This is a genomic window from Anabaena sp. FACHB-1391, assembly GCF_014696755.1.
Classification (GTDB): domain Bacteria; phylum Cyanobacteriota; class Cyanobacteriia; order Cyanobacteriales; family Nostocaceae; genus Dolichospermum; species Dolichospermum planctonicum.
This window is the reverse complement of sequence record NZ_JACJQS010000052.1, coordinates 1-22,454: the sequence shown is the minus strand read 5'-3', so window position 1 is coordinate 22,454 and position 22,454 is coordinate 1. Positions and strand designations below refer to the sequence as shown.

The 22,454-nt window shown below is 39.7% G+C and carries 16 protein-coding genes; 7 read left to right on the top strand and 9 right to left on the bottom strand.

The window, feature by feature from the left end; all coding sequences use genetic code 11:
* Nucleotides 1-178: 178 nt before the first annotated feature.
* Both H6F62_RS18855 and H6F62_RS18850 read right to left on the bottom strand, forming a co-directional pair.
* Nucleotides 179-1,534 carry a DUF3370 domain-containing protein gene (locus H6F62_RS18855; protein WP_190372705.1) on the bottom strand — a complete coding sequence of 452 codons (1,356 nt, stop codon included), beginning with the start codon at nt 1,532-1,534 and terminating at the stop codon, nt 179-181.
* 38 nt (nt 1,535-1,572) lie between these two features.
* Complete coding sequence (locus tag H6F62_RS18850; protein ID WP_306420209.1) at nt 1,573-2,025, bottom strand: peptidase C15; 453 nt, start codon at nt 2,023-2,025, stop codon at nt 1,573-1,575.
* Between the two features lie 161 nt (nt 2,026-2,186).
* Here H6F62_RS18850 and hisH point away from each other — a divergent pair, with 161 nt between their 5' ends.
* Entirely contained in the window at nt 2,187-2,822 is a 636-nt protein-coding gene (gene hisH, locus H6F62_RS18845) for an imidazole glycerol phosphate synthase subunit HisH (protein ID WP_137907788.1), read from the top strand.
* A gap of 308 nt (nt 2,823-3,130) precedes the next feature.
* Nucleotides 3,131-3,688: a 16S rRNA (guanine(966)-N(2))-methyltransferase RsmD gene (gene rsmD / locus H6F62_RS18840; RefSeq protein ID WP_190372704.1), complete on the top strand. Its 558-nt coding sequence runs from the start codon at nt 3,131-3,133 to the stop codon at nt 3,686-3,688.
* Between the two features lie 73 nt (nt 3,689-3,761).
* Here the strand turns inward: rsmD and petG are convergent, their stop codons facing one another.
* The gene (petG, locus tag H6F62_RS18835) at nt 3,762-3,875 is read right to left on the bottom strand and encodes a cytochrome b6-f complex subunit V (RefSeq protein WP_015078754.1); all 114 of its coding nucleotides are present in this window, start codon (nt 3,873-3,875) and stop codon (nt 3,762-3,764) included.
* Nucleotides 3,876-4,074: 199 nt separating this feature from the next.
* Between petG and H6F62_RS18830 the strand changes: the two genes are divergently transcribed.
* On the top strand, nt 4,075-4,449 hold the full coding sequence (locus H6F62_RS18830) for a cytochrome c (protein ID WP_137907799.1): 375 nt from the start codon (nt 4,075-4,077) through the stop codon (nt 4,447-4,449).
* A 216-nt stretch (nt 4,450-4,665) separates the two neighbouring features.
* Nucleotides 4,666-9,390 carry a GAF domain-containing protein gene (locus tag H6F62_RS18825; protein ID WP_190372703.1) on the top strand — a complete coding sequence of 1,575 codons (4,725 nt, stop codon included), beginning with the start codon at nt 4,666-4,668 and terminating at the stop codon, nt 9,388-9,390.
* Between the two features lie 129 nt (nt 9,391-9,519).
* On the opposite strand, the gene H6F62_RS18820 is transcribed toward H6F62_RS18825, so the two are convergent.
* Together H6F62_RS18820 and pdxA are read right to left on the bottom strand one after the other, a co-directional pair.
* Complete coding sequence (locus tag H6F62_RS18820) at nt 9,520-11,001, bottom strand: UDP-N-acetylmuramoyl-L-alanyl-D-glutamate--2,6-diaminopimelate ligase (RefSeq protein ID WP_190372702.1); 1,482 nt, start codon at nt 10,999-11,001, stop codon at nt 9,520-9,522.
* A 56-nt stretch (nt 11,002-11,057) separates the two neighbouring features.
* On the bottom strand, nt 11,058-12,152 hold the full coding sequence (gene pdxA, locus H6F62_RS18815; RefSeq protein ID WP_190372701.1) for a 4-hydroxythreonine-4-phosphate dehydrogenase PdxA: 1,095 nt from the start codon (nt 12,150-12,152) through the stop codon (nt 11,058-11,060).
* A gap of 305 nt (nt 12,153-12,457) precedes the next feature.
* Between pdxA and H6F62_RS18810 the strand changes: the two genes are divergently transcribed.
* Nucleotides 12,458-12,562: a PetM family cytochrome b6-f complex subunit 7 gene (locus tag H6F62_RS18810; RefSeq protein ID WP_137907794.1), complete on the top strand. Its 105-nt coding sequence runs from the start codon at nt 12,458-12,460 to the stop codon at nt 12,560-12,562.
* 70 nt (nt 12,563-12,632) lie between these two features.
* Here H6F62_RS18810 and glmU read toward each other — a convergent pair whose 3' ends face one another.
* The 4 genes from glmU to H6F62_RS18790 form a co-directional block, all read right to left on the bottom strand.
* Nucleotides 12,633-13,988 (bottom strand): bifunctional UDP-N-acetylglucosamine diphosphorylase/glucosamine-1-phosphate N-acetyltransferase GlmU, encoded by a 1,356-nt coding sequence (gene glmU, locus H6F62_RS18805; RefSeq protein WP_137909644.1) that lies wholly within the window; start codon nt 13,986-13,988, stop codon nt 12,633-12,635.
* 278 nt (nt 13,989-14,266) lie between these two features.
* Nucleotides 14,267-17,050, bottom strand: a complete 2,784-nt coding sequence (secA, locus tag H6F62_RS18800; RefSeq protein ID WP_137909643.1) for a preprotein translocase subunit SecA — start codon at nt 17,048-17,050, stop codon at nt 14,267-14,269.
* Between the two features lie 618 nt (nt 17,051-17,668).
* Nucleotides 17,669-19,159 (bottom strand): HAMP domain-containing sensor histidine kinase, encoded by a 1,491-nt coding sequence (locus tag H6F62_RS18795; RefSeq protein ID WP_137909642.1) that lies wholly within the window; start codon nt 19,157-19,159, stop codon nt 17,669-17,671.
* A 250-nt stretch (nt 19,160-19,409) separates the two neighbouring features.
* Entirely contained in the window at nt 19,410-20,252 is an 843-nt protein-coding gene (locus tag H6F62_RS18790) for a lysophospholipid acyltransferase family protein (protein ID WP_137909641.1), read from the bottom strand.
* Between the two features lie 332 nt (nt 20,253-20,584).
* On the opposite strand from H6F62_RS18790, the gene H6F62_RS18785 reads away from it, so the two are divergent.
* Both H6F62_RS18785 and psbV read left to right on the top strand, forming a co-directional pair.
* Nucleotides 20,585-21,019, top strand: a complete 435-nt coding sequence (locus H6F62_RS18785) for a hypothetical protein (protein ID WP_137909640.1) — start codon at nt 20,585-20,587, stop codon at nt 21,017-21,019.
* Between the two features lie 529 nt (nt 21,020-21,548).
* Nucleotides 21,549-22,040: a photosystem II cytochrome c-550 gene (psbV, locus tag H6F62_RS18780; RefSeq protein ID WP_137909639.1), complete on the top strand. Its 492-nt coding sequence runs from the start codon at nt 21,549-21,551 to the stop codon at nt 22,038-22,040.
* Nucleotides 22,041-22,454: the final 414 nt, after the last annotated feature.

The window sequence follows — 22,454 nt, the reverse complement described above, 5'->3', positions numbered from 1 at the left end:
GATTTACTGTTTCTCAAATGCCTTTTTTCACTTTATATGTTTGTTTTGATGCTCTCTTTAATTTTTTCTCTACGTAATTTACCTCTGTGACAGTTTGGGGTGCGGAATGTGGGATTCAAGTTACTATTGCAGTAATAGCATTATTATCTTGCATTTATCGCAAAAATAGCTGAAAACCCTATCTAATTTGAGTTGACACCGTTAAAACCTGTGGTGGAGAAGCATCTGGTGGATAAAGAAAGTCTAATTGTACTAAAGAGGTATTTTTTGGTTTAATATTCAATACTACTAATGGTTGTCCCATTTCACCACGCCTTTGAACCAAATGTACAAACTTATTTTTCCATTGTCCCTGTTCTTGATAACGTAAACGCACCGTTCCTCTAAAAAAGACTTGACGCGCAGGTGGTTGAAGAAAGCGGATTCCTGATTTACTTAACTCATTCTCTTTGAGTGGAGTTTGAATTGCCACATTTACAGTTTGTTCATTTTCAGTATTGTTGTATAAAGGCAACTTCAGACTATATTGAACACCATAATTACCATGAGCATAATAGGCCGTATCAGGATAACGGACTAACATAGGTGCAGTTTGAATTTGATTTGTGCCTAAAGTTCCACCATGCAAGGTACTCAACCCGTAGGAAAACCCTGTACCAGGTTGAGGAATAGTTAAATACTTACTTTTAGGTTGATCTACCACATAAGCCCGCCATTGAGAACCCTTTGATACTCCGGCTACACGTCCGTAAATTCCCGGTTTATTATTTCCTGTGATAGGAGTGGGGATTTTATCTCTAGGAGTGGATAATTCACCATTATCTAATAAATTTTGCCATTCTGCTAAATTAGGCGTACGTTCACTACCATCAGTATTTTTCTGGGCAAACATCGCCAAACTAGCAACGTAAATATTACCATTACTTCGTAATCGCAGATATGTAGAACGACCATTTAAAGGCGGTATTAACCCTTGGACAGGAATTGGTAAATTTAATAACATCTGGCTTTGACCGGGGGGAATGACAATTTGCGGGGGAAAAATATCTTGTCTTCTACCCCTCAAAATATCGGACATAACGCGACTACCTGGACCTGCAAACACTGTTCCCAAGTCATTGGCAATTAAAGATGGTAATTCCTGAAATGGGGCATCTGGTTGACTTAAATAACTAGCAGCTTGTAATATATTTACTGTCACTGGTTGAGAACCAGGGTTATGTAAAATAATACCCAAGTAAAGAGAAGGTAAATTTTCTAGTAATTCAGTTTTAGTCACATGATGGGCAAAAATATCAAATTGGCCACGGAAGGGAAAATTTAAATGGGCTGATGTAACTTTTTTTCCTGCTGCTGGAAAAGTAGAAAGTAAAATTCCTTCCTTTAATACCAATTCTGGACTATTGCTATTAAATACTGGTACTGAATCTAATTGTCCTGGCAAAGGGCGTACTGATTGTACTTGCAATATTTCCTCTGGTGGGGTCACCAAGTTCGCTTGTGCAAGAGCCAAAGAAAGTAATAGTGGCAACATCATACTCAGTAATTTTTTTAAAACAGACGTTAATATTTCTAAAGAAGTGCCAAGTTGTTAATGATCAAAACAAAATCGGCAACAATCCGAATCAAATTTTCTTCATTTAACATGGGTACATAAACAAAAATGCACTTAATTGACGGTTGAAACTGGGGTAAATAGTCTAAGATTGAATAATAAACTCCCTCACAGACACACTTACCACAATCATAGCTAACCTCAACTGCTGCTGTTGACACTAATAATTTTTCCAGATCAACAGTGGTTCGCAAAATATTTTCGCTAGAATTTATAGACTCTAAAGGTAAGATACTTGTACTACAGACCAGGAGTTCTATACTTAATTGTGAAGGACTTGCAGCCATGGCACAATAGATAATATAGTCAAGCTGAATGTCATTAATTTTGGCAATGACGGGAGAACTGGCCAGTTGTACATCTACAGGTAGACGGTGCAAGAAATTTAAATCATGGGAGAGTGAAGCCATTTTGGCTAGTGCGAGTAACAAGTCATTGGCTTTTGACTCTTGTTGACTTAGCTAAATCTCAAAAGAAGTTAATAGTATTTTTTTTCTGCATAAGAAATATTATTTAGAATTAGAATAATTAAATAAATGCCCTTCCTCATAAATTTACAAGGAGCAGCTAAATGCCAGTGATTGCAGTTGTTGATTACGATATGGGAAATTTGCACTCTGTCTGCAAAGGATTAGAAAAAGCTGGTGCAACTCCTCAAGTTACCTATTGTTCTCAAGAGTTGGCGAAAGCAGATGCTATAGTTTTACCAGGCGTGGGAGCATTTGATCCAGCGGTACAACATTTGCGATCGCGTGGTTTGGAAAAACCTATTAAAGATGCTATCGCTTCTGGTAAACCGTTTTTGGGTATTTGTCTAGGATTACAAATTTTGTTTGAATCCAGCGCCGAAGGGACGTTACCAGGACTAGGAATTGTTCCCGGAAAAGTCCGCCGTTTTCGTTCTGAACCGGGAATGACAATTCCCCACATGGGTTGGAATCAACTCCAACTCAAGCAACCAAAAAATCTTTTATGGGAACATTTACCCGCCGATCCTTGGGTTTATTTTGTTCATTCTTACTATGTTGAACCTACAAATACCCAAGTCCGCGCGGCTACTGTTACCCATGGAAATCAAACCTTTACGGCCGCGATCGCTCATGAAAATCTTATGGCCGTGCAATTCCATCCCGAAAAATCATCAAATGTCGGCTTGCAAATATTATCTAATTTTGTGGCTCAAGTCCGTGAAAAACTTTTTGCTTAACAAAAGTTGGCAATATTTTCGGTTGTTAAACTCTGATAGTATGATCTGCTACTAGCTATAAGTTCAAGATTAATGACAAATAAGCCGTTGATGATCAAAACCCTCGGATTTATTCCCGGAATCAATCCAAAATCCAAAATCCAAAATCCAAAATCGGAATTTTCGGTTGTTAAACTCTGATAGTATGATCTGCTACTAGCTATAAGTTCAAGATTAATGACAAATAAGCCGTTGATGATCAAAACCCTCGGATTTATTCCCGGAATCAATCCAAAATCCAAAATCCAAAATCGGATTACCAATAACTAATGAGTCTGAGAATTTACGGTAATCGTCTGCTTAAAACCTTACCAGGTAAACATACCAGACCTACGAGTGCGCGAGTCAGGGAAGCATTATTTAATATTTGGCAAGGAACAATTACTGGTTGCCGGTGGCTAGATTTGTGCGCCGGTAGCGGGGCAATGGGTGCTGAGGCTTTATGTAGGGAAGCCAGCGTCGTTATTGGCATTGAACAGTCAAGTCTTGCTTGCGCCATCATCCAAGAAAATTGGCAACAGGTAGCCAAGCCAGAACAAAAATTTCAGCTATTACGGGGAAACGTTACTCAACAGTTAAAAAAATTATCAGGTCAAAAATTTGACAGAATATACTTTGACCCACCTTATGCTAGTGGATTATATGAACCAGTATTACAAGCGATCGCTCAGTATCAGCTTTTAGATTCCCCAGGAGAAATAGCAGTGGAACACCGTCACCAAGATTGGACACCGCTAACAATTCCCAACTGGGAAATCTGCCGACAAAAAACCTATGGTAACACAGCTTTGACATTTTATCAAGAGCAGGGAATTGGTAATGGGTAATGGGGAATGGGTAATTATTTCCCCTGCTCCCCGCTTCCTACTCCTGGCCTCTTCCCTGACTCCTGAATCAATATCAGCCGCCTAATTCTGTAGGACGCTTATATTGTCTATAGGCAGCGTAAAAAAGTCCACTTAAAGTTACAAAAACCAAACCAAGCACAATACCTGATAATAGAGGTTCAACCACTGTAAAGCTCCTTGTTGCGATTATTGAAAGATTCGTTTCCTGTTTTTGATTTTACCAAATTTGGCATTAATCCCGCGTCCCATCGCAGTTTTAAATCTAAATACTATATAAAAATCGTCTTATGTACTTGCGAACACAATCAATAAATTTTAAGCTATGTGTAGGAAATGAAAACTTGAAGACTGTAGAAGCAACTCTTTTGGATAACCATCTGATCAAACCTGAAACCCTGATTCAACAGATCGTTATCTTTACTATAGCGATGCTGATAACCCTGCCATTAGTCCTGTTTGGGATTGAGATAGTGCAAGCCTCTGATCCTTATGTCAAAAGTGTTCTCTCCCTTCAGGGAAACCTAGTGCAGGGGAAAGCTATTTTCCAAATCAACTGCGCTGGCTGTCATGGCTTAAAAGCAAATGGCTTAGTCGGTCCAACTCTACATGAAATCTCCAAATACAAATCCCGCTATGGACTAATTCATCAAGTAACTAGCGGGGAAACGCCCCCTATGCCGAAATTCCAACCCAGTGTCCAGGAAATGGCAGACCTTTTAAGCTACTTAGAAAGTTTATGAATATTTATACATTATGGCGGGCAGAGATGCCCCACACCCCCCAAGCATTAGACTGATTTGAGGTTATACATATTTAAATGCAGTACAGCTTACCATTTATTTATTTATAAATTCCTATATTTGATATTTATTTGAGCTTATATACTGAATTTCTGTAAAACTATTGTAAAATTATTAGGTGACACAAAAGTAATTATACAAAATAGATATACTTAAATGTTGATACCTGTAAATTCTATCAGTGCAACGGAACTAAAGTCAGCTATTATTTATAACCCGTTAGTCGCAACTGCCGATACAACGGTTAGACAAGCTGTAGTCCAAATGAGTGGAATAGGGGGAAACCCCCTGTGGCTGAACGTACAAGCAGTTTGTTCTGTTCCCCAAACCACTGATAACCATCTAGAACATTTACAAATTCAAGGCCGTTCCAGTTGTGTCCTAATTGTGGAAAATAATCGTCCAGTAGGCATCTTTACGGAACAAAATGTGGTCGAACTCAGCGCCCAAAAACCCGACCTGGAAAATTTAGCCCTCCGTGATGTCATGAGTCATCCTGTAATCACCTTGCAGGAGTCAAAATTTACAGACCTCTTTTTTGCCCTGAATCTCCTTCAACACCACCGCATTCGTCATTTACCACTGGTTGATGAGGAAAATCAACTGGTGGGACTCCTGACTTACGAAAGTTTACGGCAGATACTTCGGCCTGTAGACTTGTTGCGCTTGCGGTTGGTTCATGAGGTCATGACCACCAATGTCTTATGTGCACCTGCTAATGTTTCTATACTAGCGATCGCTCGCTTAATGGCAGAAAATCAAGTCAGTTCGGTGATGATTGTAGAAACACAAGCATCTTTAACAATTCCTCTGGGTATGGTGACAGAGCGTGATATTGTACAGCTTAAAGCTTTAAGCGTGAATTTCGATACCTGTTTAGCAAAAACTGTCATGAGTACACCAGTTTTCTGTGTGACTGTTGATGAACCTCTCTGGACTGTGCAGCAAATAATGGAACAGCGATTTATTCAGCGTTTAGCAGTGATAGGAAGCGCAGGGGAACTACTTGGTATCGTTACCCACAGCAGTATTTTAGAAGCCCTTAATCCTTGGGAATTATATAAACTAACAGCAGTGTTACAAGAAAAAGTATTACAACTAGAAACAGAGAAAATACAACTGCTAGGAAATTATACTCTTGAGTTAGAAAAGCAAATAGAAGAGCGCACTATTAAACTGAGAAGAAAAGCAGAACAGGAAGAATTAATTAATCAGATTGCAACGCAAATTCACTCATCTCTAAATTTACAAGAGATTCTCAATAACACAGTTGTAGGAATGAGAACAATATTAAAATGCGATCGCGTGATTGTTTACCAATTCAGTGCTGATTTTCGTGGTCAAGTTATCGCTGAAGCAATTGTTGCGGGTGGACATTCAGTCCTGAATCAAGAAGTACATGATCCCTGTATCAGTCCAGAATGGCTTGAACTTTACCGTCAAGGGCAAATTCGGGTAATTAATGACATTGACAGTGAATCCATAACTCAGTGTCATCAGCAGATGTTAAAAGACCTTGATATTCGCGCTAAACTATTGTCTCCGTTAATTGTTAAAAATCAACTCTGGGGACTAATGTTAGCAAGTTACCGCGATATTCCCCACAATTGGGAACTTGAGGAAATCGAATTGGTAAAACAAATATCACTGCGAGTCGCAATTGCGATTCAACAAGCAAATATTTATCAACAGACACAAATTGAAATTCATCAACGACAACAAGCAGAAGAATTAATCAAACAACAGTTAGCAGAATTGAAAATATGGAAAAATCGTTATGAATTAGCAAGTACAGCTAGTGGACAAATTATGTATGAATATAATTTGCTCAATGATGCTCCCGTTTGGGCAGCGAATATGGAGGAAGTTTTGGGTTACTCATATTCAGAATGTCCGAGAAATTTAGCTGAATTTATGGATATAGTTCATCCAGAAGATCGAGACAGATTATATTCTTTGATTCAAAAAAACCTAGCTCAGAAAAGTTCTGTGTCCACAGAATATAGACTGAGACGTAAAGATGGTAATTACATCTGGTTTGAAGATCGCAATCAAGTAGTTTTAGATGATCAAGGTGAGATTGTCGTTGTGATTGGAGCTATGGTTGATATTACTGTTCGCAAAAATTCAGAGGAAAAATTATCTAAATTATTCCAAAAATCAGAAAAACTGCAAGAACGATTATCTCTAGTTCTCAAAGGTTCAAATGATGCTTGGTGGGATTGGGATATTCTAGAAGATAGTATTTATTTTTCTGATCGTTGGTTTTCCATGCTGGGTTACAAACATGAAGAACTTTATCTCAAATCTAAAACCTTCTGGGAGAATTTTATGCACCCAGAGGATATAGCTCCTATCCGTGGCAGCTTCAATCAAGCATTAGACGATAAAAATATAGAGTTTATTGAGTTAAAGTTTCGGCTGCGACATAAACAAGAATATTATATCTTCATTAACTGTAGAAGTTATATTCTCCGGGACGAAACTGGAAAAGCGGTGCGAGTATCTGGTGCAAATACTGATATCACTCAACTAGTGCAAAAAGAAGAGGAATTACAAGCAACCTTAAATAAGTTATTCCAATTTAATCAAAAACTAGAAGCCAGAGTAGAAAAACGCACAAGCCAACTGCAAAACCTCTCTAATCGTCTAAAATTAGCAATCAAAGCTGCAAAAATTGCTATTTGGGAATGGGATATCCGCAATAATCGCACAATTTGGGATGAAAAGATGTATGAACTCTATGGGGTCAAAACATCGGAATATGGGGATTGTATGGAAATTTGGCAAACAGCATTACATCCAGAAGATGCAGTCAGAGTTAATAAAATTATACAACATAAGCTGAAAGATGGCAAAGAATTTGAGATTGAGTTTAGAATAGTTTTGCCAGATGGTAACAACCGTCTCTTCCAATCTTACGGCATTATTGAGCGCGATTCCCAAGGAGAAGCAGAACGGGTGATTGGGGTGAATAGAGATATTACGGAATGGAAACAAGCAGAACAAAAAATTAAGCAGCAAGCAGAAAGAGAACATTTACTCTGGGAGACCACCCAACGCATTCGTCAGTCCCTAGATTTGCGTACTATTTTTAATACTGCTGCGGCAGAAATACGACAATTAATTAATGCTGATAGAGTGGGAATTTTTAAATTTGATACAGACAGTAATTTTAATTATGGTGCATTTGTCTCAGAATCAGTAGTTTCTGGGTTTAAATCTGCCCTAGAAATGAAAGTTAATGATCAATGTTTTGGTGAGAGATTTTCTCCCGACTATGCAGCGGGGAGAATGCAAATAGTAGATGATATTGACAATGCGGGACTCGCAGATTGTCATCGTCATATTTTAGAACGATTTCAGGTGAGAGCAAACTTAGTTGTACCATTAATCCAGGGAAAAACTTTATGGGGTTTATTGTGTATTCATCAATGTTCCCAACCTCGTCACTGGCAAGATTTTGAAATTGAACTTGTTCAACAAATAGCGAACCAATTAGCGATCGCCATTCAACAATCTATGCTATATGAACAAGTACAGTCAGAATTAATAATTAGAAAGCAAGCTGAAACTGAAATTTACCTGCAACTACAACGACAAAAAGCCATTCAAGATATCACTCAAGAAATTCGCTCTAGCCTCAATTTAAATCATATTTTAACTACTATTACTGCTAAAGTGCAAGAATTAACCCAGGCTGAGAGGGTGATTGTCTTCCGTCTATTTCCTGATGGTAAAAGTCAAATTGTGGAAGAAGCTGTTGCTAACGGTTATATGACTTTTAAAGATAGTTATTGGGAAGATGAAAAATGGTCACAAGATATTTTAGAATGCTATTGGCAAGGAAAACCGCGCATTGTTCTCGACGTAATGGATGATATTTGGACAGATTGCTTGAGGGCATATTCTCGACAAGGAAATATTAAATCTAAAATTGTCGCTCCCATTTTGCAGGATTTGGTAGAAAATGAAAGCGGGCGCTGGGTAAATCATCCTCATAATAAACTCTGGGGGGTGCTGGTTGTTCATGCTTGTAGTCAAAAACGTATTTGGGAAGAATCTGAAGCTGAATTATTGCAACAAATAGCCAATCAATTAGCAATAGCTATTCAACAAGCGGATTTATTTGAGAAATTACAAAAGTCTCTCGCACAAGAAAAAGAAATCAGCGCAATGCGATCGCGTTTTATTTCCATGGCCTCCCATGAATTTCGCACCCCATTAGCTATTATTTCCTCATCTACAGGGATTTTACAAACTTTTAGCGATCGTCTAAGCGCGGAAAAAAAACACGGACACTTAGAAACGATCCAAAAAACCATCAAATATACTGTTCAACTACTAGATGATGTTCTGATGATCAACAGTGTTGAAACTGAGAAAATAGAATTTAAACCAGAAACATCAGATATTATTGCTTTTTGTCGTGGTCTCATAGGAGAAATACAAGGAACTAGCCACAATCATGTAATAGAGTTTTCTTTAAATAGCAGCGAGCCAGTTTTAGATGATACCTTATTTACGGAATTTGATCCAAAGATTATCCGTCAAGTTCTCACAAATTTGCTCACCAATGCTATGAAATATTCACCTGGAAGTAGTAAAGTTAATTTCAGTTTGAATATCGCCGATGAGCAGATAATCTTTATAATTCAAGATTATGGTATTGGTATTCCTAAAGAAGATCAAGTTAATTTATTTGGTTCTTTTTATCGTGGTTCTAATGTTGGTAGTATTTCCGGTACGGGTTTAGGTTTAGCAATAGTCAAAAAATGCGTTGATCAACATCAAGGGGAAATTACATTAGAAAGCGAACCAAAGCAGGGAACAACATTTAAAGTTAGTATTCCCCGATACAATTTAATGGGTAATGGGTAATGGGTAATGGGTAATGGGTAATAACTCTACCTCCTTGCCTATTCCCTATTCCCTGTTACCTGTCCCCTGTTACCTGTCCCCTGTTACCTGTCCCCTGTTACCTGTCACCTGTTACCTGTCACCTGTTCACTAGTTAATTCTTTGCTGTAAAGCTTTTTGTGCTTCTTCCCTGTCGTCAAAGTGGATTTTCTCAGTCCCCAGAATTTGATAGTCTTCGTGACCTTTACCGGCTAATAATACACCGTCTCCGGGTTGAGCTTGGAGAATTGCTGTATGAATTGCGGTAGCGCGATCGCTGATAACTATTGGTTGTAATATATCAGGAATACCTGCCAATATGTCCTGTAATATCTTTTCTGGATCTTCTGTGCGGGGATTATCTGATGTCACCACAACTAAATCAGCCAATTCTGCCGCTATTTTCCCCATTTTTGGACGTTTAGTGCGATCTCGGTCTCCACCACAACCAAACACACAAATCATTTTACCAGGAATAAAAGGCCGAGCAGCTTTGAGCAAATTTTCCAAACTATCGGGAGTATGGGCATAATCCACAATCACGCTAATATCTTGTTGTGGGTTAAGTACCCGTTCCATGCGTCCAGGAACGCCGGGAAACTCAGGAATGGCATTTACTACCAAATCTAAATTTAACCCTAAATGGAGAGCAGTAGCGATCGCAGCCAAGAGATTTTCGAGATTATATTGACCAACTAAAGGGGAACTAAAAGCTGTATTTCCTTGAGGAGTATGTAAAATTCCACTGACACCATTTGGTTGATAATTTAAATCACTCATCCAAAAATTGGCGGTATTATTGTTAACGCTATAACTCCAAACCTGGTCGGATTTTGTAGACGTAATTAAGCGTTGACAGTAGGCATCATCGGCGTTAATAATTGCTTTTCCTTGCAGATAATCTGGACTAAATAGCAATGCTTTCGCCGCAAAATAGTCTTCCATATCCCTATGATAGTCTAAATGGTCTTGAGTGAGATTAGTAAAGACTCCGACCTCAAAATCACAATTTAACACTCTACCCTGGGCTAAAGCGTGAGAACTGACTTCCATGACGACGGTTTCACAACCAGCATTGATAGCATTGGCTAATTGCTGTTGTAAATCCACAGCAAAGGGAGTAGTATTCACAGATGTTTGTTCAAAACCAGGCCAACGGGTGTAAAGAGTACCGATTAAAGCCGTCGGTAAACTAGATTTTGTGAGAAAATACTCAATTAAGTGCGTGGTAGTCGTTTTCCCATTTGTCCCGGTAACACCCACCATTTTGAGTTTTTGTCCGGGATAACCATAAAAAGCTGCGGCTATTTGAGCGCAGGCTTTAGTCATATTATCGCTACTAATGACTATAGAATTTGATGAAGGGGGAGTTTTAAGAATTGCTGCGGAGGAAACAATGGCTGCTACCGCACCAGCAGCTAAAGCACTCGGCCAAAACTCCCCACCATCTACTCTAGTTCCTGGCATTCCCAAAAACAAATCTCCTGGAGTACAAGCATGAGAATTAGTTTTAAGTCCCTGAATATCAATATCCGGTATATTTACAAGAGATCCAATTCCATCTACAGTCGCTAATAATTCTCGTAATTTCATCTCCACCAACCTCGCCACAAGCTTGTCTTGGGCTTATTTAAACATGATTTTGTAGTCTATGGGGAAATTTTGTGATCAAGGTGTTTTCGTGTTGCTTGATGCTTGACTAATTCTACTGCTAATTGGATTGCTGCTTTCATGCTTGTCGGGTCAGCAATACCCTTTCCCGCAATATCAAAGGCTGTTCCGTGGTCTGGTGAAGTCCGTACATAAGGTAAACCAATGGTAGTATTTACAGCCCGATCAAAAGCCATTAATTTAACAGGAATTAAACCTTGGTCGTGATAAAGTGCTAAATAAGCATCAGCGGGATTTTTGACCTCACCATTTCCATACCAAGCCAGACCTGGTTTTACCCACATTGTATCTGGTGGTATTGGTCCTTCTAACTGATTTAGGGAGTTTTTGGCGTGGTGTTTTTGGCGTTCTGACTCCAACCAGGGAATTAACCAGTCTATTTCTTCCGTTCCCAATTGTCCCATCTCTCCACTGTGGGGATTTAAACCGGAGATCACAATTCTCCAATTTTTCAGCCCAAAATCATTTTCCAAACACTGTACCAGCAAATCTAGTTTTTTTGTTAATAATTCTGGCGTTAATGTATTGGGTACTTGACATAAGGGAATATGTGTGGTGGCAAGTAAGGTACGGAGTGTCCAACCGGTAAAAGGAGATCGTGCCACAAACAACATTCCAAACCGGTCTTTGGAGATATTAAAGCCGGTCTTAGCGGCTAAAAGTTCCGTTTGTCCCGGATAATTGTAACCTGCGGCTTTCCAGGCTGATTTAGCAATAGGTCCTGTGACAATTCCATCAAATTCACCCGCCAAAGTGTGAGATATAGCATATTCCATATAAGCAAAACTCGCCGCGCCACTGTCCGCATTACCCACACCCGTGACAATTTTACCAACAGTAGGTAGGTCAATAATAGACAAATCAGCGGGATTTGCCAAAACTAGATCATTATCAATATTTTTACTGATATTTTCATAAGTTATAGTTATTAAATTTCTGCTACCTACTACCACCAGATCGCAATTTTGAGTCACTTGTGGATCTGCTAAAGCCTTCAAAATTACTTCCTGTCCGATACCAGCCGGATCTCCTAGCGTTAATACCAACCGTGGGCGTTTATTTTCATTAGTCATGTTGGTTAATTGGTAATGGGTAATGGGTAATGGGTAATTGGTAATGGGTAATTGGTAATGGGTAATTGGTAATGGGTAATTGGTAATAACTCTACCTCCTCAACTGTCCCCTGTCACCTGTCCCCTGTCACCTGTTCCCTGTCCCCTGTTCCCTGTCCCCTGTTCCCTGTCCCCTGTCCCTGTTCCCTGTTCCCAAATTGGTTTAGAATAATTAACAAAGGTCTAACTCGATAGTTCTGATAGACTGAGTTGAGCCGACAAACAGGAAACATAAATCAATCATCCACAAAGGAGAATTGCAGCAAATGAGCGGTGAAATGTTAAATGCAGCTATATTGTCTTTTAGTCTCATCTTCGTAGGTTGGGCTATCGGTGCTTTGTTACTGAAAATTCAAGGTGCGGAAGAATAGAGCCAATTCAAGATATTTGTGACATTATGGTGCGTTCGCAACGCACCCTACAAAACTACAAAATAAAATGTCAATCTTGAGTTTTCATTTTCCAACCTGGTTTGACTACCTGACGACTACGTGCAATTACCAAGGCATCATCGGCCACATCTTCTGTCACCGTTGAACCTGCGGCGATGTAGACATCATTCCCGATAGTAATAGGTGCAACTAGAACACTATTAGAACCGGTTTTGGTACGATCGCCAATAATTGTTCTATGCTTATTCACACCGTCATAATTGGCAGTAATTGTCCCCGCACCGACATTTACCTGAGTTCCGGCGGTCGTATCACCTAAATATGAGAGATGTGACACATTAGTGCGATCGCCCAATTGAGTGTTTTTCAACTCGACAAAGTTACCAATTCTACAACCTACACCCACATTAGCATGACCGCGTAAATGGGCATAGGGTCCAATGCGGGTATTATTCTGAATAATACTATCCGTGACTACAGAATATAGGACAGTGACATTTTCACCCAAGTTGCTATTTTCAATTAAACTCCCCGGTCCAATGCGACTACCAGACTTAATTACCGTCTTCCCACGCAAATGGGTTTGAGGTTCAATAATCACATCTGGCTGTAATTCCACAGTTTCATCAATAGTAATACTAGCAGGGTTAATTAATGTCACACCTGCTAATAACCATTTTGCCTGAATGCGTCTTTGGAAAATATCATTAGCCGTCGCTAATTGTAATCTATCGTTAATTCCCAAAATTTCTTGGTAATCTTGAACATCTACCGCCATTACCTTACCCACCTGAGTTACAGCGTCAGTGAGGTAATATTCTTTTTGGGCATTATTAGCTTGTAAATGTGGTAACATCTTAGCCAAATCTGGCCAACGAAAGCAGTAAATACCAGCATTTACCCGATCATTTTCTCTTTGAATAGGAGTGCAATCTTTATCCTCAATTATTTTTTGGACAATACCTTCACTATTACGAAAAACCCTACCATAACCTTGAGGATTTGCCAATTGTGCAGTCAGAATAGTACAGGAATTATGATTTTCTTGGTGAGTTTGTAAGAGAGCTTTCAGAGTTTCAGTTCGCAACAAAGGGACATCACCATTTAAAATTAATAAATCCCCAGTATAATCTTGTAAATAGGGAAGTAATTGTTGGATAGCATGACCCGTACCTAATTGTACAGTTTGTTCCACAAACTCCACGCCATGAATTGAATCAATAGCCGTTTTTACTTCCTGAGACTGATAACCAACAATCACTAATTTGCGTGAAGGTGAAAGGGGTTCAGCACTTTCAATAACGCGTTCCACCAAAGATTTTCCACCCAAAGAATGTAAAACCTTAGGCAGATTAGATTTCATTCTTGTTCCTTTTCCTGCCGCGAGAATTGCTACAACAACCATAATTAGCTATCAGTAATTTTGCGATAAATGCCTTTTTGACTTGCTCCCTTCCAGGCGATATCATATCAGTTAATCATCTGTAGTGGAAGTCCCAGAAAAATTTTAGATAATTCCCGCTATCACGACTGACGCAAAATACCTCTCCTTAAACCCCCTTTCCTTCGCGCTCTTCGCTCCTTCGTGGTTCATTTCTCCCCTGCTGACCATAAAACAAAAGACGCAGAAAACGGCTCTGTAGTGCCTCTGCGCCCGTACCCAGAAAAAACCCTTAAACCATCTCACCAAGCCTGTACAGTAGGCTGTGCTTGAGGCTGGAACATAAACAGAGAATAAACCACATCACGGCGGATATTCACCATCATATCCAAGAACAACTCATAACCCTCGCTCTTGTACTCAATTAGCGGATCTTTTTGCCCGTAACCACGCAAGCCAACGGACTCACGCAAAGCATCCATTTGTTGCAGATGTTCCCGCCACAAAGTATCAATGCGCTGAAGAATAAAAAAGCGTTCCGCTTGGCGCATTAATCCTGGTTGAATCTGGTCAATTTGCGCTTCTTTGAGATCATAAGCAATTCGCGCTTGTTCATGGAGGAAAGCTTTAATTTCCAAAATTCCCATATCTTCCAACTGGCTAGACTGCATATCAGCCAACAGGTAAACAAACTCTTTTACCTTATTCACCAACTTCTCCAATTCCCATTCTTCCGAAGGTAAATCAGGGTTAATGTAATAATCAACGATGTCGTCCATGGTTTTTGCAGCGTATTTGATCACCTGTTCCTTCAAATCTTCGCCTTCCAAGACCCGACGACGTTCCGCATAAATAGCCCGACGTTGGTTATTCATGACCTCGTCATACTCAAATACCTGTTTACGGATATCGTAGTAATAGGTTTCTACCTTTTTCTGCGCGCCTTCTAAGCTGCGAGTCAACATACCCGACTCAATAGGCATATCTTCTTCGACTTGAAATGCATTCATCAATCCAGCAACGCGATCGCCCCCAAAGATGCGTAATAGGTTATCCTCTAAACTGAGGAAAAATCTTGTAGTTCCGGGGTCGCCTTGTCTTCCTGCCCGTCCGCGTAATTGATTATCAATCCGTCGTGATTCGTGGCGCTCTGTACCAATGACGTGCAAACCGCCTCGTTCTACCACTTGATCATGTTCACTGCTGGTAAATTCTTCATATTCACGTTTAACCTGTTGGTAAGCCGCCCGCAATTTTTGAATTACCACATCATCCGTAGGGGCTTTTTCCGCCGCTACAGCCACTTTATCTTCTGCTTCCAACTCCGGTAAACTACGTTCGCCGTAAGCCTTGACAGCCGCCTCTACCGCCGCTTTTAAAAGCTGTTCTGTTTCCTTTGTTAATTGGGTGGGAAAAATTTCTGGAGAAGCCCGCCAAGTTTTCACCTTTTTTCCCGGTACAAAACCCTGTCCACCACCGCTACCACCTATAGGTAGTCCAGAAGCCCTTTGGATACCAAAATTATCATCATCTTCTGGTCTGACAATGCGAGGCATAAAGTATTCCCGCAGTTTCAACCTGGCCATATACTCAGAGTTACCGCCGAGAATGATATCTGTACCTCGTCCCGCCATATTAGTAGCTATAGTTACAGCCCCGCTGCGTCCAGCTTGGGCGATAATTTCCGCTTCTCGTTCTACGTTTTCTGGTCTAGCGTTCAGTAACTCATGGGGAATTTCCATTTCTTTGAGGAGTCGGCTGAGGAGTTCAGATTTTTCGACACTAGTTGTCCCCACTAACACAGGTCTACCATTTTCGTGCATTTCGGCACATTCTTTAGCGATCGCTCTCCATTTCCCTGATTCGGTTTTAAACACCATATCAGATAAATCTTCTCGTCTTCTGGGCTGATTTGTGGGGATAATTGTAACTTCTCGTTTATAAATCTTTTCAAATTCCACTTCTTCGGTTTTTGCAGTTCCCGTCATTCCCCCCAACTTGGGATACAGCAAAAACAGGTTTTGATAGGTAATGGTCGCTAGAGTTTGGGTTTCTGGCTGAATTTCTACCCGTTCTTTGGCCTCGATTGCCTGGTGTAATCCATCACTCCAACGCCTACCGGGCAATACCCGCCCCGTAAATTCATCTACAATCACAACTTCATCATTGCGGACAATATAATTGACATCTTTGAGGAACAATTCCTTAGCTTTAATGGCATTGAAGATAAAATGCGCCCAAGGGTCTTCTGGGTCAAATAAATCTGTCACACCTAGTTGATTTTCTGCTTCAGCAAAACCCTCATCTGTCAAAAGAACATTACGATCCTTTTCATTAACTTCGTAATGTTCATCTTTTTTGAGAGTAAAAGAAATTTCCGCAGCTTGTAAATATTTTTCCGTAGGTCTTTCCACCTGACCAGAAATAATCAGGGGTGTCCGGGCTTCATCAACTAAAATTGAATCTACCTCGTCAATGACGCAGAAATTAAATGGCCGTTGTACCACCTCGGACATGGAGGTAGCCATATTATCCCGCAGGTAATCAAAACCGATTTCGCTGTTGGTTACATAAGTAATGTCACAATCATAATTTTTCTTGCGTTCACTGGGGGTCATTGTAGACTGAATTAGCCCCACACTCAAACCCAAGAACCGATGTACTTGACCCATCCATTCCGCGTCCCGACGGGCTAGATAATCGTTAACAGTGATTACGTGGACACCCTTACCAGTCAAGGCATTTAAGTAACTCGGTAAAGTCGCTACCAAGGTTTTTCCCTCACCGGTTTTCATTTCCGCAATTTGCCCATTATGCAGAATAATACCACCTTGTAATTGAACATCAAAGTGGCGCAATCCCAAAACACGCCGTCCTGATTCCCGAACCACAGCAAAAGCTTCTGGCAAAATATCATCTAGGGTTTCACCCTTAGACAGCCGTTGTTTAAACTCGACGGTTTTAGCCTTTAACTGTTCATCAGAAAGCGGCTTAATATCTTCCTCTAAGAGGTTAATTTCTGTAATGTCAGGTTGGTATTTTTTAAGTTTACGAGCGTTGGGATCGCCCAACAAGAGTTTTAGCATGGCAGTTTATAGAATTAAATCAAGAAGGATGGAGATTCAAGCTTTGGCTATATGATTATAGACGTTTAATCTAACCCAGCCGCTTTGCTTATGGGTGGGTGGAAAATGAGAATTTACTCAAAAACCGAATTAAAAAACTGATCACTTATATACAATGAGTGGTTTTAATTATTATTTTAATATTGAAGCTGCCTAATCGTAACATTTTGCCGTGAGAAATTATGTTTCGCGCAAGGGCGCAAAGTAAGAGTTTAGAGGATTTGCACTGTGGGTACTGGTAACCAAAAATCCCCATACCAAGCCCATAGCCACACTTGAGGCAAAAATTACTAACATAACGATGAGTAGCTGGCGTTTTAGTCGTTGGTGGGATTTACTTTTAACTAAATTTGGCATAAAGTTGAGAGTGGGAATGTTTATTTATTTGTGAGCAGCGTGTAGGGGAAAAGTTGCTAAAATTTGATTAACTGTATAATGTTTGTTTTAATAATGTTTGTTTTACCATTGGATACCGAATCATGATTAACAACCTCTCAGATTAGTTGACAAATTTTGGTGTTGCTGATGCCATTTACTGACCAAAAAACATGAATCGCTGATGACAAAATTCAGAATTGTCTAACTTCCTACAGGTAAGAAAATCGTCAACACTTCGCCATTTTGAGGACGTTGACGGACAATCAACTTGCCACCAATTGCTTGAAATAAATGCTTAGTTGCAGCTATATTTAAAGTGATTGCTCCTGTTTCTGGTTGGAACATTAATAATTGACCTAAAGATTTACGAATTGGTGGTGTTGTCATGGAGCTTTGGGGATCTTGACAATTAAACTGAGGTGACAATTGTAATTTTAGTTGATCACCAGCGGTCATTACTTGGACTTGAATACAACTACCGGGAGGTAAACTGCGGGTAAAATTCTCCATTAAACCTGTGAGTACCCTGTCTAGCATAGCAGGATTACTAACCACCGTTGGCAGTTGCTTAGGTAAGACCACATTTAAAGTTAAATTACGGCGAGTTGCTGCTTGTTGCCAACGGGGAATACTTTGCTCTAATACTTGATCTAAACACATCGGTGTTAGTTGAGCATGGGCGGCCTGGGAAAATTTTGAGCCTAGGGGTTGTTGGGATAAGTTTTCTAATTCGGCTGCCTTAAATAATAACTCCATCCGGTCAATTTGATCAGTACATTCATGATCAATAACTTCTAACCGACTGATAACATTGAGGGGTAAATCCTGGCGTTTTAATAGCAACCGTGTCATCATCCGAATTGTTGTTAACGGAGTGCGGACCTCATGGGCGAAAGCTTGTAGTAATTCTACATCAGGACGAGATGGATGTTTTGGCGGTGGAGTAGGTGAAGGAACAGGTGATAAAGTATGGGTAACTTGTGGATTACTTTCTGAGATAGTTAATTCCTGGAGTAATAATTTACTAAATTGAATGATAGTGTGATACTCTGGTGCAACTAAAGGATAGTTTTGAACTTTAGTATCTAAATCAGCAAACAATTCTGGATTAGTTAAAACTACCCTAGAACCTAAAGATTGCCAAGCCTGTTGTACTATTTCTGGTTCAAAGGAAAATAAAAATTCTTTCTGACCAGATTCAAGTTCGGACAAAACCAGCACTAATCTAAATTTATCTGTGAATACTAAACAAAACTGCTCTGCTGCCAGGGGATCAGCCGGTAATAAAGGTAAAATAGATTCTTGGAAAGTGGGACTATCAGGAGAAATAGTTTCTATATTATTAATAATATTAATATTATTAATAATATTTAGATTCTGGGGGATTTCTGAGGGGATGATGAACGGCATCAAAGCCAAAGGGTTAAAAGGTTTTGCTGTAAAAGTTATTGTTTGTAAATGTTGTGTTAATTGTGGGTGACTAAATAAAGGCGCTGGTGCGGCTAATACCAAACCTGGGGTAGTATGGGGTAAAGTCGTAGCCAGGGACTGGAAAAAACCCAACAGCAGGTTTTCTGTGGCCGCGAGACTGACACGCCATTGATGTTCGGCCTTAGCCGTGGAACAGTCAGCCATAGGAGACTGACTTGAAGATAAAACTTCCTTGAGACTTGGCAAAATCCATTTGTACACAGGTTTTTGTCCCTTGATTGCAGAATTGCTACAGTAGCTAAGGGTGGCTAGGGATATCTTTGCACCTTATAATCATGGGATTATAGACTTTGGTGTGAAGAAGTCAAAGTGGTACAACCGAACAATTAAGGTGCAATTTCCTCAAGTTTCGACTTTTAAGCGTCAAGTCTCAGGTAACAGAGTGTAATTACCCATTATGAATCTGTTATTAATTAAAATAACCTGGCGGTTTCTAGTCGCCAGGGTACTGTTAATGAGTAGCTTGTTGGATTAAAGTATCTAACTCCTGCTGCATTTTGCTTCTAACTAACTCGTAACATTCATTAACATAGGTGCGATCGCTTGCGGCTTCTTTTCCATAGCGTGGGAACACAATCGGGGGACAAACCCTAGTATAGATAGATATGGGTAAAGGAATATTAGGTAATGGACCAAAAGCCAGTCCCCAAGGTAATCCCAGGTAAATAGGGAAAACTAAAGGATCAACCCCAAACAACCAAGGTATCCCCATGTTATGGAACTGTCGCATGATATCATATATATCAGCCACGACAATCAGGGTGTCATGTGAACCCCAGGAAATCGCTGGCACAATAGGGACATTTTCCCGCAGAGCTAACTTAATAAACCCCTGACGTTGAGCAAAGTAAATTTTATCTCGCATTGCATGGGGTCGAAACACATCCTCAGCGCCTCCAGGATAGACTAGGACACTAGCACCAGACCGCAAAGCCGTATAAGCCATTTTGGGATGCGCTCTGATTGCACCCGCTTTCATTGCCATTTCTGCCGCTGGTGGAAATACATCCCAAACTTTGGGGTGCATTAAACCATAAATCTGTCTTTCCACACCAAAGCGACGAAACCAGTCATATAACATCATTGATGTATCTGGAGATGCAAGTCCGCCATTATGAGAACCGACAACGAGAATTTTTTCATCTGGGACATTTTCCCAGCCACTGGTTTGGACTCGAAAGTAGAAGTTATATAACAAGCCCAATATGGGCATCATAGACTCGATGAACTTTGGATCTCGTTGATCCAATGACCACCCTGTATTAGTCTTTTGAAGATGTTGCAGTTTTAACATCAGGAAATTTGATCAGGATTTACACGGATGAAATAATCCGTTATTTTGCAGTTTTATCTAGCCTAACGTAAGCTTTCCAATATTTCCCGTACTCCGACTAAACATCCTCTAATACTACACAGTTTCTCAGTTTGGCAAATCACTAACTAGCTACTAACTTTAGTCTAACTAAGAGTATAGGATTTATGCAAAATGTGGCTGATAGCCCAGGTGGCGTAGCTATAAACGTTATTATATAGGTGGGGTAGCTCATGAATTACCCTACTTCTGCTCTGTTTTGGGTAAGTTCATTGACAAATTACGTTATCAACCTAAAGGGGTGTAGAAATAACATGAAGACTTTGAGACCATTGACAATTGTTCCCTTGGGGTTAGCAATAAGTTTATTGCTTAATGAGGCTAGTTTTGCCAAACCCCCAATTACTGAAATTAAAAATCCTCTCCAGATAGACCCAATAATTTTAACTGGTATGTCCGGGGGAACAGTTAACACTGATTGCGGGTATATTTCCACTACACCTAGTCAAGTGATTGAGATGACAGATTCAGTACCATATCTACAGTTAAGAGTAGAGAGTGAAGGACAGGCAACGCTATTGATTGATGGTCCAGGAGGGCGGTTCTGTGTACTTAGTAATGATGATCTGAAAAGTAAACCAAAACTCTCTGGTTACTGGACTAAGGGAAAATACTCAGTGTATGTCGGTGAATTATCGAAACAAAATTATAACTATACCCTTTCTATTTCACAACAACAACAAAAATAACAATTTTAGCTTTGTTACCGGATAAATTTTGTGGGGTGGTAATCTGGTCTGGGCAACAACTTAGTCAGTATCCTTGTGGATTATTAAGTATAATAGACTCACGCCAATCTTGGCTGAGGTTATTTGCAGCAATCAGATTATGAGAGTCTCAAGTTTTGGCAACAAATTGGACTCCTAACATGATATTGGTATTACAGTGACTCAATTTCTATGATAAGTTCACAAATGTTATGGGTTGTCCAAAGCTATTAATAGCAGAGATAACAGCCTAATACAGTCATTCTGTAGAAGGATTGTTTTTTGTCTAACCAACTCTTAATTACCTATAAATAGCATCGGACTCCACTGGAGTTAGAAGGTATGAAGGTAATTATGTCTCAACTATTTTCGGTAATGCCAAAATTTTGCCAACAATAATTAATGCTAATAGCTATTAGCAAAGACAAATCACCCATCAGTCATGAACAGTATAGAAATTTAGTATCGCTATCAAAACTTGTGTTAATGATCAAAATCTTGAAGGGGAAATATGTTTAGAAGACTAATTGGGGTTGTTGTGGTTACTATGTTGCTGACATTGCAGATGCTTGTCGGTAGTGCAACAGCGGTAGAACTAGATGAAGCTATCCGCACAGTACCATTAAATGCCCAGGGCGATACCGTTGTCCTCAGTTTAGAACAAGTCAAAGAAGGGAAACGATTATTTAATTACGCTTGCGCTCAATGTCATGCGGGTGGAGTTACTAAAACTAATCAAAACGTGGGACTTGAACCAGAAGCTTTAGCAGGTGCCTTACCCAACCGCAATAATATCGAAGGATTGGTGGACTATATGAAAAATCCCACCACCTATGATGGTGAAATAGAGATTTCTGAACTCCACCCCAGTATCAAGAGTGCGGATACTTTCAAAGTCATGCGAAATCTGACGGAGGAAGACTTGAAAGCAATTGCTGGACATATTCTCTTAGAACCAAAAGTTGTTGGTACAAAATGGGGCGGTGGTAAGATTTATTACTAACCATACCAGAATACAGTCAAATAATCAATAATAGAGCTTATGTGAATTAAGTGGAAAAAAACCTTGTAATTCCGTTGATAATTGCCAAAATCATCGTTTTGGGCAACTCTGGAAACCTAATAAAACAGCAAGAGTTGTGAAGTCACATATTACTCACATAAGGCATATAATACATAGTAAGGGTAGAATTACCTTGCCCTTACTTTTTGTAAATTTAGTTAAATAATAATCATAAATTTCCAAGAATTAACCATATTAATACTTAATATTTTTCCATACACAACAGCTTAAAAAAAGGACGAAAAAACAAAACCCCCACTAAATAAATAGAGGGGGTGATGTGATTGTAAAAAATAAACCTGGCATCGAGCTATTTTGACATGGGGCTACCCCCAAACTATCGTCGCCGCAGCA